The following is a 16,019-nucleotide window of genomic DNA, read 5'->3' as shown; positions in this document are numbered from 1 at the left end:
GTGCGTCGCGACCCGTGATCACGTCAGACACCCTGCTCACGCAACCTCGGTCCAGGGGGACGGCGAAGCCGAGCCTGCGCGGGAATCAGGAGGATCAGCGAGAGCACGATCCACGAGCCGATGAGGCCGAGAACGACGCTCGGGACCGGCCAGATCACTACCCCTTCGCCCAGTGCTGCGCGACTGACGAGCCAGCAGACCGCGCCGGTGGCGGCGACGGGTGCGGCAGCTGCTGTGGAAGCGGCGAGGGACATCGCGAGGCTCTCGGAGACGACGAGCCCGATGATCTGTCGGCGCTGCAGGCCCGCTGCCTGGAGCAGGGCGATCTCGCGCTCGCGGTTCTGCGCAGAGAGAGCGACGACAGTGGCGCTGGTGGCGAGCATCGACACGGCTACGACTGCGACGATCGTCAGAACATCGGTGAGATCGGCGCGGGTCCCGGGCCGGACCGCCGTCGTCATGGCGACGACGGACTCCACCGCGCACAGGAGCACGGCGATCGCCCCCAGCCCTGCCGTGAGCGGCGCGATCGTGGCGGTGCTGACCTGCACCCGGGCTGCTGCCGCGCGGATTCCGAGAGCCGCGACGACGAGACCCGATCGGGCGGAGAGCGCGTGCAGAGCCCGGAAGACGAGCGCGATCACCTCCGGGCAGAGGAGGTAGACGGCCACGAGGACGCTGCCTCCCACGTCGACGGCCAGGTTGAACATCGGCGCCGGTCCGGTCGCTCCGAGTTCTCGAGCAGAGGCGGATGCCGTGACAAGGCCGGAGGCGATGAGGAGGAGGGCGATGCCGCAGCCGATCCGCACCGCGCGCATCGCCGTACCCGGTCGACCGCTCCCGACTTCACGCAGCGCGGCGCTCGGCGGCGTGCGGGCGGCGCGGCGCGCGGGCAGGACTCCGCCCGCCAGAGCGGTGAGCGTGCCGAGCGCCAGCGTGACCACCGGAGCCCAGGGCGCGAGCGAGAAGCTCGGAAGATCGACCTCGGACGAGACGGCACCGTTGAATGCGGGAACCGTCCAGAACGCCAGCAGTGTCGAGAGGAGCGCTCCGATGCCGGCGCCGAGGAGACTCGCGATGCCGAGCACGAGGAGAGTGACGACGAACACCTGGGCTCGGGAGGCGCCCAGCAGGAGCCAGAGCGCGTGCGTGCGTCCTGTGGCCAGAACGCTCGCTCGGCCGACGATCGTCAGGGCGACCCAGCCGACGAGCGCCACGACAGTGTAGATCGTGATCGAGAGGATCCGGAACTCCCCGAGCGCGACGCCGGCCTCCGTGACAGCGGCGGTGAATGCGGGGTCGCCGGTCCAGGCGAACTGCTGAACGCACAACCCGATCAGCGTCGCCATCAGGGCGACCACAGCGATCGCGGGAGACCATCGGCGCCACTCGTCGGCGAACAGGCGTACGACGTAACGGGACACGAGTCAGGCCCCGGCCTCTTCGAGGATGCTCAGCAGCTCATGGCTGGTGCAGCGTCCGGTCGTCCGCACGGTCCGACCATCGTGCATCACCACGACCGTGTCCGCGAGGGCTGCGGCGTCGAGATCGTGCGTGACCATCACGATCATCTGGCCCTCGTCCGCCATCGTCCTCAGAGTCGACAGGACGACCCGCGAGCTCTGCGAGTCGAGGGCGCCGGTCGGCTCGTCGGCGAAGACGATGCCGGGCCGCCGTGCAAGGGCGCGGCAGAGAGCGGTCCTCTGCTGCTCACCTCCCGAGAGCGTTCGCGCCGGCGCACGGCGCCGGTCGCGCAGGCCGAACGATTCCACGAGTCCACCGATCAGGTCGTGCGGCACGGGTGATCGGTCGAGCCTGAAGGGGAGCGCGATGTTCTCCTCGACATCGAGGAAGGGCACGAGGTTGTACTGCTGGAACACGAACCCGATCTGGGCGCGGAGCATGCGAGCGCGATCGGCCGCTGACAGCCTGTTCACGTCCCGGCCGTTGACCTCGACGACGCCGGACGTCGGCCGGTCCAGTCCGCTGAGGCACATCAGGAGAGAGGACTTGCCGGAGCCGGAGCGGCCGACGACAGCGGTGAGCCCGCCCCCTTCCAGATCGATGTCGCAGCCCCGCAGGACGGTCGTCCGCTGCCGGCCTACGGTGATGACCTGCTCGACGGCTCGAGCCTGGAGAGTGGGGATCATGAGCGTTTCTCCTCGACGAAGGTGGGGACGTCTTACTCGTGAGACGCCCGCGATCCACGTCATGCTGGATCGCGGGCGCCCGGTAGCGACTATCAGCAGTTGCCCCACGTGATCGAGCTGGGCCAGCCCGGGCACGGCGAGATGACGCTGAAGGTGCTGACGCGCGCGGCGTCGTGCGCGTCGGCCTCACCTTCGAGGGTCTGGAAATCGAGGATCCGGTTCATGTGATCACCTCCTCTCCTCGTCTCGGGCCGACTCGGTCAGAGTCCGAACGGCAGGGCGGAGCGTCCGGTCTCGAGCTCGTCGAGCGCTGCGAGCACTCCGAGCGAGCCGGTCAGGTAGTCCGACGAGAGTCGGAGGTTCTGGTTGCCGCGGAAGAAGACGCCGGTGTCGTCGAGCACGGCGTGCAGGCGCAGCGACCGGACGTGCGAGCGGAGGACCTCCTCGAGTTCCGCGCTCGGGCGGTGCAGTACGCGGCGGCGGAGGTAGACGAGGAATCCGGACAGACCGTGGGCGAGTGAGGCCTGCGCGCACTGCTGGTAGGACGCGGCGGCGTCAATGGACGCGAGGGGATCGGCGAAGAGCTCCTCGCCCGTGACCCGCCGCAGCTCCAGGATCGCCAGGCCGGGCCCGGTCGAGCCGATCCCCAGGTAAGGAAGAGTCCTCCATCCCTCATCGAACTCGAGAGTGTTGTTCCGGGTGATCGCACAGCGCGCCAGATCGGCGTCGACGGCTCGTATCGCGAGCGTGATGTACAAGTCGTCGCCAGTGGCTTCGTGGAGTCGGGCGAACAGGATCGCGGCCGCAGACCATCCGTGCAGGAGGCCGACGGAGGCTCCTCGGACGTCCTCATCGAGCAGCGTGGTGAGATGGTGGGCCGCCTCCGACGGGTCCCCTCCGTCTGCGAGCTCGGCGAGCCCTGCACCGGCCCACCCCGACCACAGCGTCGGACCTGAAGGGGCGGCCGAGGGCCTGCGGTCGAGGACCTCGAGTGTGCGCGCGAGTCCTGCCTGGCGAGCCGCGTAGCGAATTCCCTCGCGTCCGCAGAGACCACGCGACCGCACCTGGGCCACGTGAGCGGCGAGCCAGTGATCGGCGGCCTCGAGGTCGACATCTCCGGATCGTCCTAAGACAGCGACGACTCCAGCCGCGCCGTAGGGGAATCCGGCACGGTGGTCCGCGCTGTCGCGGGCGAGGACAGGGATGTCTCCGGGAACGACCGGCGAGTCGTCCGTCCACTGAAGCACCGATGCGACACCGCGGGCGATCTGGCCGCGCAGCTGGTCGTCCGAGAGGGCGGCGAGTCGACCGACGTCTTCGTCGATCGACCTCTGACCGGAGGCGGGGAGTACGTCGAGGGTGGAGGTCCTGATCGACCGCAGCACGGCGGGCGGAACGGCGAGATCGTCTGCGGCTGCTCGGAGGAGCTGCTCGATCTTCGCGACGTTGCCCTGGTCGGCGATCGTCGCTTGGGGGAAGAGGAGATCGAGTTCGAGGATGCCGAGCGACCACTCGTCCGCTTCCGTCCCCTTCAGGCCTTCCAGGGGCTCGTAGCCGGGCGCTCCCTGGCGACAACGCCACTCCGGATCCATTCGATGCGCGAACTCGAAGTCGAGGAAGCACGGGTGCGTGCCGTTCCGCATGATGACGTTCTTCGGGTGGATGTCGCCGAGCAGCCACCCTGCGCGGTGCACGGAGGCGAGAGCGGCGTCGAGGCGAGCGACGGTCGTGGTCAGCCAGGAGGTGTATGCAGGGTCACCGACGCGCCACGGTGCTGGTCGGAGCAGCGGAGTCCTCGTCATCCATTCGCGCTTCAGATCGTTCCCCTCGATGTACTCCATGACCAGGTATCGGTGCTCCCAGGCCGTGAAGGATCCGTAGAAGACGGGTACGCAGTCCAGGGACTGCAGATCGACGAGCACCTCCTCCTCATGAGCCAGGCGAGTCACGGCGTCGACTCCGTCGGCGTCCAACCCGGCGTGCGGGCGCGCCTCCTTGAGGACCACGATCGTCCCGATCGGCACGAATTCGTCGGTCGTCGCTTCAGCGAGATAGACACCACCACCGTTCGAGAAGTGCAGCGCTGAGAGCATCGTGAAGCCGAAGGCGACCTCTTCCTCGTTCTCCGCCCCGACAGTGACGGACTCCGGTAGTGAAGCCCACGGGGGAGGTGTGAACGTCGGCCGCCGGACGTCCTCCACCTCGTTCCCGTCCGGGTCGAGCACCGTCGAGACGAAGCCGCTCTCCGTCTCGGACGGGACGAAGGCGCCGTAACGGAAGTGCACAGGCCCGGACTTCCACCGCCGGTCGGACAGTACGTACGGGCCTCTGAACCCGCGAAGACGGACGTCGAGGTCCTCCAGCGCTCGGGCGAACTCGTCGTCCGAACCGGGATACACGGTGATGAACTTCCCAGCTCCCGCTCGATCGGCGTACTTGCCGTTCTGCATCAGAAGGTGAGAGGTGGTCGAGAGATGCTTGAAAGGCAGTCGGGAGGCGAAGCAGTAGCGTGCAGCAGCGGCGAGGACCTTCTCCGCGTCATCGAGTGTCGACGAGAGGTGGAGCTTCCATCCCTGACGAGGGAGGAGGCAACCGTCCGGCATCCAGTTCCGCCACGGCCGCGACTCCCTCACCTGCCAGTCCTCCGGAGCGAAGGACGCGACGTCGAAGGCGTCGCCATCGATGTCGTCCCCCTCCTCGGCGACCGCGTAGAACGGGTTGCCCGGGCGGCAGTACCGGAGATATTCGAGGTCGAGCGGCATCGCTTCCCTTTCCTGTCCGACTTGTCTGGCGGTGCGGGATGCGGCTCCCGGCGCTGACTTCGAGGCTAGGAAGGTCCGCAGTCGACCACCTCCCGCCGAAGTCACGGATGAGGATGACCGGAGTCACGGTGAGGGCGTGACTGCGGTCACGGGTCGGCATCCCGGAGTCGGAGCTACAGTTGTCGACATGGGCTCAACTCCGGAGACGGCGGCGGAGATCTCTGCGCCGTCAGCGGCAGGACACGAGCGGGTCGCGGTCGCGCCGTCCCTGTCGAGCACCGTGGACAGGACCGTCATCGCACTTCAGGCGATCGCCCTGTGCTGCCTCGTCCTGGCAGGGATCCTGGGCGTCGTGGACTCCGCGCAGAGAGGCACGGGTGCAGCGGTCGCGGTCACATGGCTCGCGCTGGTGCCTGTGATCGCCGGGCTCTGGGCCGTCCGGCCCCGACTGATCCGAGCGGGACACGGGGTCGCCGTGACGACGGTGTCCATCGTCGCGGCGACGCCGGTCGTCGTCTTCGGCCGGCTCGATTTCACGATCCCGGTCCTCCTCCTCGTCGTGGCGTTCGCGGTGGTCGACGTCTCGCTCCGCGCAGGGGCGCACGCGATGATCTGGATCGCCTCCGTCGGACTGGCCCTCCATGTCGGGGGCGCCGTCGGCTCGGGGAGGGCGCTGCTCTCCGGAGTGCTCGACGGTCTGCTCAACGTGGTGCCCGTGGCCGTGCTGATGTGCTTCGGGATCGCCCTGGGACTCTCTCTTCGCGGCTTCGAGAGCGAGCGATCCGCCGACCAGCGTGTGATCAGGCGGTTGCATCGCGCCTCCGAGACGGAGAAGGAGCTGCTGCTGTCGGACGAGCGCGCCCGGAGCGCACGCGAGCTCCACGACGGCCTCGGGTACAAGCTGACCCTCGTCTCGATGAGTCTCGAGCTCGCTGATCGCCTGCGCTCCGCCGATGCCGAGCAGGCGTGGGCCGAGGTCCGCACCGCCCGATCCACGTCGAGCGAGGCTCTCGCGGACATGCGGATGTGGGTACGAGCGCTCAGTCCCTTCCGGGACGCGGGCGCCCGCGGCCTGGCTGCGCTGGAGTTGATCGCGGAGTCCTTCCGCGGCACGGGCGTGACCGTGGATGTGGTCGGCGACGAGGCGTCGGACCGTGTGCTCACCAGCGACGATGAGACCGCGCTCGTCGTCTACCGAGGCGTGCAGGAAGGGCTGACGAACGCTCTGCGGCACGGCGCTGCCCGCAGAGTCCGCATCGATATCGAGACGGACGACGTCCGGCTCGAGCTCTCGCTGCTCAGCGACATCGGCGCGGGAAGGAGCAACGGGATCAGCGACGGCGAGCCTGTGCTGGGGTTCGGGCTGCGCGGCCTCGACGATCGCGCGACGGCTCGCGGAGGTCGGTTGACGGCGCGGCGCATCGGCGACCGGTTCCTCCTGCGCCTCTCGATCCCTCTCGGAGGCGCCGACGGGGAACGGGAGAGCCGCGCCTCGTGACGGAGACGACACCGAGGCGAGTGCTGCTGGTGGAGGACCAGCAGATGATCCGCCGTGGGCTGGTCATGCTCCTCTCGACGGTCGAGGGTGTCGTGGTCTCGGCCCAGGCCGAGAACGGACAGGCTGCTCTGCACATTCTGCGCACGACGGAGGTGGACGTCGTCGTCACCGACGCGCGGATGCCGGTCATGGGCGGCGTGGAGCTCGCCGCCGAGTGTGCGCAGCTCCATCCGCGTCTGCCCGTCCTCCTTCTGACGACCTTCGACGACGACGCGCTCGTGCAGGCGGCCCTCTCGGCCGGCGCTTCCGGATTCCTCCTGAAGGACACCTCGGTGGAGGGTCTCGTCGTGGCCCTCGACGCGGTGATCGCCGGCGGGATGGTGATCGATCCGCGCGTCGCCCGGCCGGCCGTCCAGCCGGGTCGCACCGGCGAGAGCCCGCTGACGCTGCTCACGCGGAGCGAGCGGGTGGTCGCCGAGCTGGTGGCCGAAGGGCGGAACAACAGGGAGATCGCGGCCGCCCTCGTGCTCGCCGAGGGCACCGTGAAGAACCACGTCTCGGCGCTGCTGCGCAAGCTCGGCCTCCGCGACCGCACCGCCCTCGCGCTCACGCTCTACAAAGGCTTCCGCCCCGACGGCGCCTGAAGGCGCTGGTCGGATTGCGGCCCAGGCGCGGCCGTCCTCGGGCGCCCGACCCGCCGCCTATCCTTGAGGGCGATGTCGAACTCCCGCGCCGAGGCCGCCTACCTGCGCTCCCTCGGCGCCTTCCGGACGCCGACCCTGGATCTCCTCCACGGCCGGTACGCCCCGTTCGTCGTCGCCGCCCTGTCGCTCGTGTTCACCGTCGACCGGCAGGCCGTGGCGGTCGCCGACGCGCACGCCGAGGTGGGGGAGCTGCTCGAGGAGCTGCGCTCGGCCGGGTACGACGAGGGCGAGCGCGCTCTGCCGAGCGGCACGGCGCGCGAGGTGTGCCGCTACTGGGTCCGCGTCGGCTGGCTCGTGCCGCAGATCGAGGGCGAGGCCGAGGTCTACCGGCTGAGCGCCCACGCCGTGAGCGCCCTCGAGATCACCGGGCGCACCGGAGGTGGACGCACGCGCGTCTCGAACTCGCGGGTGCGCACCCTGCTGGAGGCGGTCGAGCGGCTGGCCGCGGACGTCGATCCCGACCCGGAGGCCCGCCTCTCGCGGCTCCGCGAGGAGCGGGCGCGCCTGGACGCCGAGATCGCCGCACTCGAGGAGGGCGCCGGTCTCGAGCCGGCCGACGACGAGCAGCTCCTGGAGGAGGCCGAGAACGTGGTGCACCTCGCCCGCGAGCTGCCGGCCGACTTCGCGCGGGTGGCGGAGTCGATCAAGGCGATGCAGCGCGACGTGGTCGCGGACCTGCGCCGCGACGTCCGCCCGACCGGCGAGGTGCTGCGGGAGTACCTCGAGCGAGGTCAGCACGTGATGCAGGCCACCAGCGAGGGCCGTGCGTTCGCCGGAGCCCTCCGCCTCCTGGGCGACCCCGAGCGGATCGACGCGCTCGCCGATCAGCTGCACACCGTGCTCGTGCAGCCGTTCTCCCGCCTGATGGACCCCGCCCAGCGCGCGGAGCTGGCCGCGATCGGCCGCCGGGTGGAGCTGGGCGTGCAGGAGGTCCTGACCGCGCAGCGCCGCGCGTCCCACGTCATCACGGGCCAGGTCCGCACCCACGACCCGGCTCGCGACCGCCAGGTGGACGAGCTGCTGCGCGACGTGATGGCGGGGCTCCAGGAGTGGACGGGCGGGATCTCGCCGGACGCGCCGGTCGCGCCGCTGCGGCACCTGCCCGTCGCCGGGATCGGCCACCTGCGCCAGACCCTGGGAGACGTGCGTCCGGCCGGCGGGCCGGCGCCCCTGGCCGGAGACGACGGCGACGCCGAGTTCGTCGGCGACGACAGCCGGGCCTGGGGCGGTCCCCGCTACGCGGAGCTGGAGGCCTACGTGGCGGAGCTCGGCGACGAGTTCGATCTGGCGGACGCGTTCAGCGCGGCTCCGGAGGACACGCGACGGCCCGTCGACCTGCTCGGGCTGCTCGAGATCGCGCACCGGACGGGCCTCGTCGACCGCGAGGGCTACTCCGTCGTGAGCACGCGCCGACCCGACGGGACCGTGCGCCGCTTCGCCTTCGGATCCGTGACCGCCCGCACCGAGGAGGAGACCGACGATGAGTGACACCCTGGCGACCGACGGGACCGCCGCCGATCCGTTCATCGCGCCCGTGTCGATGGAGGAGGACCCCGACGAGCTCTTCCCCGGCGACCGCGGCGTCCTCGACACCGAGGTGCGCCGGGTGCTCGTGCACGTGCTGCAGCGCCGCTTCCTCCTCGCCGACCGCCACCGCGAGCAGTGGGCCGTGCTCCAGGAGCACCGGCAGCTGATCGAGTCGCGGCTGAACGACCTGTTCGTGCGGCTCGTCGTCGACCACGAGCGCGGGGTCGCCTACAAGCAGCAGGTGCGCTCCGACGAGGTGGAGATGCCGGTGCTGCTGCGCGACCTCCCCTACACCCGCGCCGAGACGCTGGTGCTGGTGCACCTGCGCACGGTCCATCAGCGGGAGTCGGCGGCCGGCGAGGCGTCGGCGCGCGTGGACGTCGAGGAGGTCGAGCAGACGGTGCTCAGCTACTTCGCCGACGCCGAGCGCGACACCGCCCGCCGGCAGCGCATGGTCCGCAAGGCGCTGGAGCGGCTCGGCCGCGACGGCATCGTCGACGAGGAGTCCGCAGGGCGGTACCGGATCAGCCCGATCGTGGAGATCGTGCTGAGCGCGCCGAAGCTGCGGGAGCTGAGCGACTGGCTGCGCGGGCGGGCGGGCGAAGACGCTTCCTCGGTGGTCGCAGAAGCGGCGCCCGCCGAGGAGCCCGGCTCGGACGATCCGGAGCAGGCTGACGACGACGCGCTCGAGGACGACGGCCTCGACGAGGACGCGGACCCGCCCACGGACGGCGTCCTGCCCGGGACCGATGTCGCGGACGACGAGCCGGCCGACGACGAGCCGCTGGACGACGAGCCGACCGACGACGACACCCCCGACCCGGAGGACGACCCCCGATGACGATGCTCGACACCCTCTTCGGCCTGATCCCCGCCGCCTCCCGCGGTCAGCAGTGGCTCGCCGAGGACCTGCAGCTGGTCAACTGGGGCGGCTACGACGGCGCGCACCGGGTCCGCTTCTCGCCGGGGGCCACACTGCTCTGCGGCGGCTCCGGCTCCGGCAAGTCCACGCTGATGGACGCCTACATCGCCCTGATGATGCCGCACACCACGCCGTTCAACGGCGCCTCGAACGGCGGAGTGACGGGCCGTCCGCGCGGCGAGGACCAGCGCAACATCCTCTCCTACGCGCGCGGCAAGCTCGACGAGTCGCGCACGGACGAGGGCACGACCATGCGCGTCCTGCGCGGGGACGGAGTCGACACCTGGACCGCCGTCGCGATGACCTGGGTCGACCACGACGGCTCGCGCTTCAGCGCGGTCCGCGCCTGGTACGTCCCGGCCGGCTCCCGGGTGCTCGAGGAGACCGTGCGGATCCGCGCGAGCGCCGAGGGCCCGGTCGACCTCGCCGCGCTCGACCGGGCGGCGGCGCACCGCTTCTCCGACGCGTCGCTGCGCGCGGCGGGCCTGGATCCGCTCGGCACCGATCGCGAGTTCTCGGCGCGTCTGCACGCGGTGCTCGGCATCGGAGCGGCGGGAGCCGGATCGAAGGCGATGAGCCTGCTCGCCCGCATCCAGGCCGGTCAGCAGATCACGACCGTCGACGACCTCTACAAGCGGCTCGTGCTCGAGGAGCCCGAGACCCTGGCCTCCGCCGACGCGGTCGTCGCCCACTTCGACGAGCTCGAGAGCACCCGGCAGCGGATGCTCACCGCGCGCCAGCAGGTCGCGGCACTCGAGCCGTTGCGGGGCCTGCGCCTGCGCATCGCCGCGTCCGCGGAGCGCGTGCGCCTCATCGACGCACTCGGGGAGTTCGATGCCCCGGTGTCGCCGGCGGCTCTGTGGCGCGCTGAGCAGCGCCTCGGCCTGCTGCGCGACGTCGAGGCCGAGCTGCGCGAGCGCACCCGCGCCGTCGACGCCGTGCTCCGCGAGAAGCGGGCCCTCGCCGAGGCGGCGGAGTCGGAGCGGGACGGGCTCGCCGAGGTGCTGCGGGCCTCCGGCGGCGACCGCCTCGAGACGGCCCAGCGCGAGCTCCGCGAGGTGGAGCGGCGGCTGGGCGCGGCGCGCGAGAACCGCGCCCGGCTCGAGGAGGACCTGCACGCTCTCGGCGAGCCGGAGACCACCCGCGAGCGGTTCGAGGCGGTGCTCGCCCGGGCGGCGAGCGCGGCCGACGCCAAGCGCAGCACCCGTGCGGCCTGGTCGGACGCGGTCGCCGAGCGGAAGGCCGCGGCGCGCGAGCTCGCCGAGCTCGAGGCGGAGCAGCGCTCGGCCTCGGACCGTCGGGACAGCATCCCCCGGCCTCTGCACGAGGCGCGGGAGCGGATCGCGGAGGCAGCCGGCCTCACCGCCGACGACCTGCCCTTCGTCGGCGAGCTGGTCGAGGTGCGTGCCGAGTTCGAGCCCTGGCGCGAGGCGTTCACGCTCGCCCTCGGCGGCTTCGCGACGACGCTGATGATCGACTCCGCCCACCTCGACCGCTTCCGCCGCGCCATCGACTCCCTCCGGCTCCCGGTCCGGCTCCGCTACGAGGGCGTGGAGACCGGGCTCGAGGAGGTGCGGGGCCTCGACCCGCAGTCGCTCCCCGGGCGCCTCGACTACCGCGCCACCGCCTTCACCGGCTGGCTGCAGGACCGGCTCGAGGACCGCTTCGGCTACGTGTGCGTCGACAGCGCTGCGGAGCTCGGACGCCACCGGCTCGCCCTGACCCTCGCCGGTCAGCTCTCGCAGGGGCAGCGCGGTGCGCACGGCGGCCACGGCGCCGCGAACGTCCTCGGCTTCTCCAACACCGGTCGTCTCCGCGAGCTGAACGCCCTGGTCGAGGCGGCCCGGGCCCGCAGCGCGGCGGCCGTCTCGGCGGCGTCGGCGGCGGAGGAGGCCCTCGATGCGCTCGACGACCGGATGACGCGCCACGCCCGCCTCGCGCTGGTGAGCTGGGAGACGGTCGACGTCGAGTCGCTGCTCGCCGAGCAGGAGCGCTGGGAGGCGGTCGGCGCCGAGGCGGCGGAGGCGAACCCCGAGCTCGCCGGCCTGCAGGAGCAGATCGACGGGCTGCGCGGCCGCCTCGAGCGCCTCCGCCAGGAGATCGCGCGCGCCGGTGTGGAGCGCGAGCGGATCGAGGCGGAGTGGGCCGTCGTGGTCGACGACGTCGACGCGAGCCAGGCGGTTCTCGATGCGGCGGAGCAGGCAGGACGCGAGCTCGACGACGACCAGCGCGCCTTCCTCGACGCCCGGTTCACGCTGACCGAGGCCGCGGCGTCCGGCAGCGCCTCGGACGTCCTGGTCCGCTTCGACGCAGCACTCGCCACGGCGGCGCAGCGACTGGCGGAGGACCGCCGCTCCGCGGCCGAGGCGCACGAGCAGCAGCGCGAGAGCGCCGGCCGGATCATGGCCGGCTTCCTCGAGCGCTGGCCGAATCCCAACCTGCTCGCGGACCCCGAGGCGTCCGCGGGCGACTTCGAGCGGCTGCTCGACGCCCTCGAGACCAGCGGCCTGCACCGGCTCGAGACCGAGTGGCGCGACAGCCTGCTCACGCTCTCCGGCAACGACCTCACGAGCTTCGACTCCACGCTCGGCCGCTCGCTGCGGGAGATCCGCGAGCGGATCGAGCCGATCAACGTGATCATGCAGGATCTGCCGTTCTACGACGACGGCCACCGCCTGCAGATCACGACGCGCGAGAACCAGTCGGAGGTGCGCCGTCGCTTCCGCCGCGAGCTCCGCGAGGTGCGCGCGCAGATCCAGGCCGTGTCCGCGGAGGAGGAGCGCGAGCAGGTCTACCGGCGGATGTCCCGGCTCATCCAGCGGCTGCGGCGCACCGCGCCCGACTTCGGCGACCTCGTCGACGTCCGCAACCACGTCCGGGTCAGCGCCGAGCGCGTGGACGCCGTCACCCGAGCGCACGTGGCGCTGTACGACCACATCGGCGAGAAGTCCGGCGGGGAGTCGCAGGAGCTGATCGCCTTCATCGTCGGAGCAGCGCTGCGCTACCAGCTCGGCGACGCGGGAGCAGACCGCCCCCGGTACGCCCCGGTCTTCATGGACGAGGCGCTGATCAAGGCCGACGCCCACTTCACCAAGCGGGCGATCGGTGCGTGGCGCGGTCTCGGCTTCCAGCTCGTGATCGGCGCCCCGAACGACAAGTACAGCGCGATCGAGCCGCACGTCGAGGTGGAGTACGACATCCTCAAGGACACGCGCGGACGCTCCTGGGCCAGGCCGAAGGTGGGCCTGGCCCCCTAGGGCTGCGTGCCGATCTTCGCGTGGCTGCGCGAGTAGGCGAAGTAGATCGCGAAGCCCACGGCCAGCCAGATCAGGAAGCGCAGCCAGGTCTCGATCGAGAGGTTGAGCATCAGGTAGGTGCAGATCAGGGCCGAGAGCAGCGGGAGCCACGGGTTCAGCGGGACCCGGAAGCCGCGCTTCAGGTCGGGCCGCTTGCGGCGCAGCACCACGACGCCGACCGAGACCAGCACGAACGCCGAGAGCGTGCCGATGTTGACCATCTCCTCGAGCACGCCGATCGGAGTGAGCCCGGCGAGCAGCGCGACGACGATGGTCACGACCACGGAGGTGAACCACGGCGTGCGCAGGCGCGGGTGGACGGTGGCCAGGCGCCGGGGGAGGAGTCCGTCGCGCGCCATCGCGAAGATGATGCGCGTCGCTCCGATCAGCAGCGTCAGCACGACGGTGGTCAGACCGGCGACGGCGCCGGCCGAGATGACCGTCGCCATCCAGGTCTGCCCGTGGTAGGCGAACGCGTTGGCGAGCGCGGCCGACGGGTCGAGCTCGCGGTAGGGGACCATGCCGGTCACGACGAGGGCGACGGCGCAGTACAGGACCGTGCAGATGATCAGCGAGGCGATGATGCCGATGGGCAGGTCGCGCTGGGGGCGGCGGGTCTCCTCCGCGGTCGTCGCGACGACGTCGAACCCGATGTAGGCGAAGAACACCAGGGAGGCGCCGGCGATGATGCCGCCGACCCCGAACGTGGCCGGCTCGATGCCCGAGAGGAACTGGAGCAGCGGCTGGGTCAGACCGGACGCGGACTGCGAGGGCTCGGCGGCGGGGACGAACGGGGTGTAGTTGGCAGTGTTCACGAACTGCAGGCCCGCGATGATGACGAACAGGACGATGAACAGCTTGATCGCGACGAGCACCAGGTTGACGCGCAGCGATTCCTTGATCCCGAAGGTCATCAGCGCGCCGAGCGCGAGGACGAGCAGGATCGCCGGCACGTCGACCACGCCGCCGTAGGTGAGCGCCGGCGGGAGGGTCACTCCCAGCTGCTGCAGCAGCGACCCGAGGTACGCGCTCCACCCCTGCGCGACCACGCTCGCTCCGAGGAACAGCTCGAGGATCAGGTCCCAGCCGATGATCCAGGCGAAGAGCTCGCCGAGGGAGGCGTAGGAGAAGGTGTAGGCGGAGCCCGACACCGGGACCGTGGAGGCGAACTCGGCGTAGCACATGGCCGCGAGGGCGCAGGCGAAGGCGGCGACGACGAAGCTCAGGACGATCGCCGGTCCGGCGATGTCGTGGGCGGCGCGGCCGGTGAGGGTGAAGATGCCGGCGCCGATGACGACTCCGACGCCGAAGACCGTGAGATCGAGCGCGGTCAGCGACTTCTTGAGCTTGTACTCGGGCTCATCGGTGTCGGCGATCGACTGCTCGACGGACTTGGTGCGGAGGAGGCTCACGGTGGTTCTCTCTGTGGGCTGCGGGGTGGAGGCGCGAGGGCCACTGGGGAGGATAGCGGGGCGGGCGCCTCTGCCGCGCCGGGCGTCGCGCGAGTACGCTTCCCGGCCATGAGCAGGATCTTCTCCGTGGCGTTCGCCGACGTGCACCCCCTCTACGTGGCGAAGGCGGAGCGCAAGGGCCGGACGAGGGAGGAGGTCGACGAGGCGGTCCGCTGGCTCACCGGCTTCTCGGACGAGGAGCTGGCCCGGCACCTCGAGAGCAGGACGACCTTCGAGGAGTTCTTCGCGGCGGCGCGCCTGCCTCCGGAGGCCTCGGCGATCACGGGGGTGATCTGCGGCGTGCGGGTCGAGACGATCGAGGATCCGCTGATGCAGCGCATCCGGTACCTCGACAAGCTGATCGACGAGATCGCGAAGGGACGGCCGATGGCGAAGGTGCTGCGGGCTCCCGCGGCCGGCTGAGCCGCCGGACCCGGGCGCTCCTCCACAGGCGCCGATCCGCTCCGGTTCTCCCCGGTCCGGGCCGGCGGGATCCTGCGCCGCCGGCGACGCGAGCAGGGTGTCGGGCATGACATCCACACAGCGAACCCCTGCTCCTCCGTCCCGCCGCCGCGATCCCGAAGTCCTGCGGGCGAGCGCGATCCAGGACCTCCTGGCGGCCGTCCCCTCCATCATCGGCATCCGTCCGGAGGAGTCCGTCGTGGTGGTGCCGTTCCTCGGCACGCGCGCCGGGGGAGGCTTCCGGATCCCGCTCCCGGAGACGCTGCGCGGGATGGAGGCGGAGGCGCTGGCGGGCGGCTGCGCGGCCATGATGGAGACGATGCCGCGGGCCACCGGTGTGCTGGTGGTGGTCTGCACCCGTGCGGGCTACGCCGAGGAGCGGGGGATCCCGCATCTCGACCTCGGCCGCGCGGTGCTCCGGCGCCTGGAGCGCACGCGCCTGGACATCATCGCCGTGGCCTGCATCGCCGCCGACGGATGGGGGCGCTACACGGACGCCGAGGAGTGCCGCAGGCCACGTCCGCTCCTCGAGATCGAGCGGAGCGAGACCGGCGTCCTCGCCCGAGCGGTGGCCGACGAGCCACTGGACATCGACGCGCTCTCCGTGCTGCCGCCGGTCGCCGAGGAGGATCGCGCGCTCGTCGCGGAGGTGCTCCGCCGGCCGCCCCTGGTCGGCGACACGGAACGGCTCGTCGAGCGCTGGCTCAGCGGACCGCGGGACGTCCGCCGCGAAGGACTGATCGTGCGGACCCTGCAGTCGCCGCCCCTCCGCGACCGGGTGACCGTGCAGATCGCGCGGAGCCCGCAGGCAGGAGTGGGAGTGCCGCCCGGCGCGGTGGGCGACGCCCGCGCCGGAACGGACGACGACCACGACCTCGAGCTGTCGGCCCTGCTGCTCGGCAGCGGGCGTGCTCCGGAGCGCGGCCGTCTGGCGCGGGCGACCGGGCTCCTCGCCCGCGCCGCCGCGCTGGCGCCGGAGGAGGCGCGCTCCTCCGTGCTCACCGTTCTCGCGTGGTGCTGGTGGGCGAGGGGAGTCTCGAGCCTCGCGGGGCTCCACCTCGACGAGGCGCTGCGGCTCGACCCCGACGACTCGATGGCCCGGCTCTACGCCTCGCTGTTCGCGGCCCGCCCCCTGCCGGACTGGGTGCTCGCGGCCGCTGCCGAGGCCCTCGATGCCGCGAGCGCCTGAGGTCGGGCGCGGGCCGGTGCGCTCGCCCGGAGACGGATGCTCTTGCGCGGGGGAGGGG

The 16,019-nt window shown here is 71.6% G+C and carries 12 protein-coding genes; 7 read left to right on the top strand and 5 right to left on the bottom strand.

Annotated features, from left to right (window positions below; all coding sequences use genetic code 11):
* Positions 1 to 23: 23 nt before the first annotated feature.
* The 4 genes from C5C35_RS10075 to lanKC form a co-directional block, all read right to left on the bottom strand.
* Positions 24 to 1,424 (bottom strand): FtsX-like permease family protein, encoded by a 1,401-nt coding sequence (locus C5C35_RS10075; protein ID WP_104247176.1) that lies wholly within the window; start codon positions 1,422 to 1,424, stop codon positions 24 to 26.
* Between the two features lie 3 nt (positions 1,425 to 1,427).
* Complete coding sequence (locus C5C35_RS10070; RefSeq protein WP_104225415.1) at positions 1,428 to 2,150, bottom strand: ABC transporter ATP-binding protein; 723 nt, start codon at positions 2,148 to 2,150, stop codon at positions 1,428 to 1,430.
* A 92-nt stretch (positions 2,151 to 2,242) separates the two neighbouring features.
* Positions 2,243 to 2,374: a hypothetical protein gene (locus C5C35_RS17250; protein WP_258059251.1), complete on the bottom strand. Its 132-nt coding sequence runs from the start codon at positions 2,372 to 2,374 to the stop codon at positions 2,243 to 2,245.
* Between the two features lie 36 nt (positions 2,375 to 2,410).
* Positions 2,411 to 4,912: a class III lanthionine synthetase LanKC gene (gene lanKC, locus C5C35_RS10065; protein WP_104263033.1), complete on the bottom strand. Its 2,502-nt coding sequence runs from the start codon at positions 4,910 to 4,912 to the stop codon at positions 2,411 to 2,413.
* A gap of 187 nt (positions 4,913 to 5,099) precedes the next feature.
* Here lanKC and C5C35_RS10060 point away from each other — a divergent pair, with 187 nt between their 5' ends.
* The 5 genes from C5C35_RS10060 to C5C35_RS10040 all read left to right on the top strand — a co-directional run bounded on the left by C5C35_RS10060 (position 5,100) and on the right by C5C35_RS10040 (position 12,820).
* Positions 5,100 to 6,410 carry a sensor histidine kinase gene (locus C5C35_RS10060; protein ID WP_104222531.1) on the top strand — a complete coding sequence of 437 codons (1,311 nt, stop codon included), beginning with the start codon at positions 5,100 to 5,102 and terminating at the stop codon, positions 6,408 to 6,410.
* Positions 6,407 to 7,054 carry a response regulator transcription factor gene (locus C5C35_RS10055; protein WP_258063688.1) on the top strand — a complete coding sequence of 216 codons (648 nt, stop codon included), beginning with the start codon at positions 6,407 to 6,409 and terminating at the stop codon, positions 7,052 to 7,054. The genes C5C35_RS10060 and C5C35_RS10055 overlap by 4 nt, the downstream gene beginning before the upstream one ends.
* A 72-nt stretch (positions 7,055 to 7,126) precedes the next feature.
* A complete protein-coding gene (locus C5C35_RS10050; protein ID WP_104247174.1) occupies positions 7,127 to 8,602 on the top strand; it encodes a DUF3375 domain-containing protein in 1,476 nt (491 codons plus the stop codon).
* Complete coding sequence (locus tag C5C35_RS10045; protein WP_104247173.1) at positions 8,595 to 9,482, top strand: DUF4194 domain-containing protein; 888 nt, start codon at positions 8,595 to 8,597, stop codon at positions 9,480 to 9,482. Before C5C35_RS10050 ends, C5C35_RS10045 begins: the two co-directional genes overlap by 8 nt.
* Complete coding sequence (locus tag C5C35_RS10040) at positions 9,479 to 12,820, top strand: ATP-binding protein (RefSeq protein WP_104263032.1); 3,342 nt, start codon at positions 9,479 to 9,481, stop codon at positions 12,818 to 12,820. Before C5C35_RS10045 ends, C5C35_RS10040 begins: the two co-directional genes overlap by 4 nt.
* Here C5C35_RS10040 and C5C35_RS10035 read toward each other — a convergent pair.
* Positions 12,817 to 14,271, bottom strand: a complete 1,455-nt coding sequence (locus C5C35_RS10035) for an amino acid permease (RefSeq protein WP_104247171.1) — start codon at positions 14,269 to 14,271, stop codon at positions 12,817 to 12,819. The two genes, C5C35_RS10040 and C5C35_RS10035, sit on opposite strands and share 4 nt — an antisense overlap.
* 108 nt (positions 14,272 to 14,379) lie before the next feature.
* On the opposite strand from C5C35_RS10035, the gene C5C35_RS10030 reads away from it, so the two are divergent.
* Both C5C35_RS10030 and C5C35_RS10025 read left to right on the top strand, forming a co-directional pair.
* The gene (locus C5C35_RS10030) at positions 14,380 to 14,733 is read left to right on the top strand and encodes a DUF2200 domain-containing protein (RefSeq protein WP_104247170.1); all 354 of its coding nucleotides are present in this window, start codon (positions 14,380 to 14,382) and stop codon (positions 14,731 to 14,733) included.
* Positions 14,734 to 14,839: 106 nt separating this feature from the next.
* On the top strand, positions 14,840 to 15,961 hold the full coding sequence (locus C5C35_RS10025; protein WP_104263031.1) for a DUF4192 family protein: 1,122 nt from the start codon (positions 14,840 to 14,842) through the stop codon (positions 15,959 to 15,961).
* Positions 15,962 to 16,019: the final 58 nt, after the last annotated feature.

The sequence above is a fragment of the Rathayibacter sp. AY1F8 genome, assembly GCF_002932165.1.
Taxonomy (GTDB): domain Bacteria; phylum Actinomycetota; class Actinomycetes; order Actinomycetales; family Microbacteriaceae; genus Rathayibacter.
Note: the sequence above shows the minus strand (reverse complement) of the source record. Positions and strands in the feature narration are given on the sequence as shown.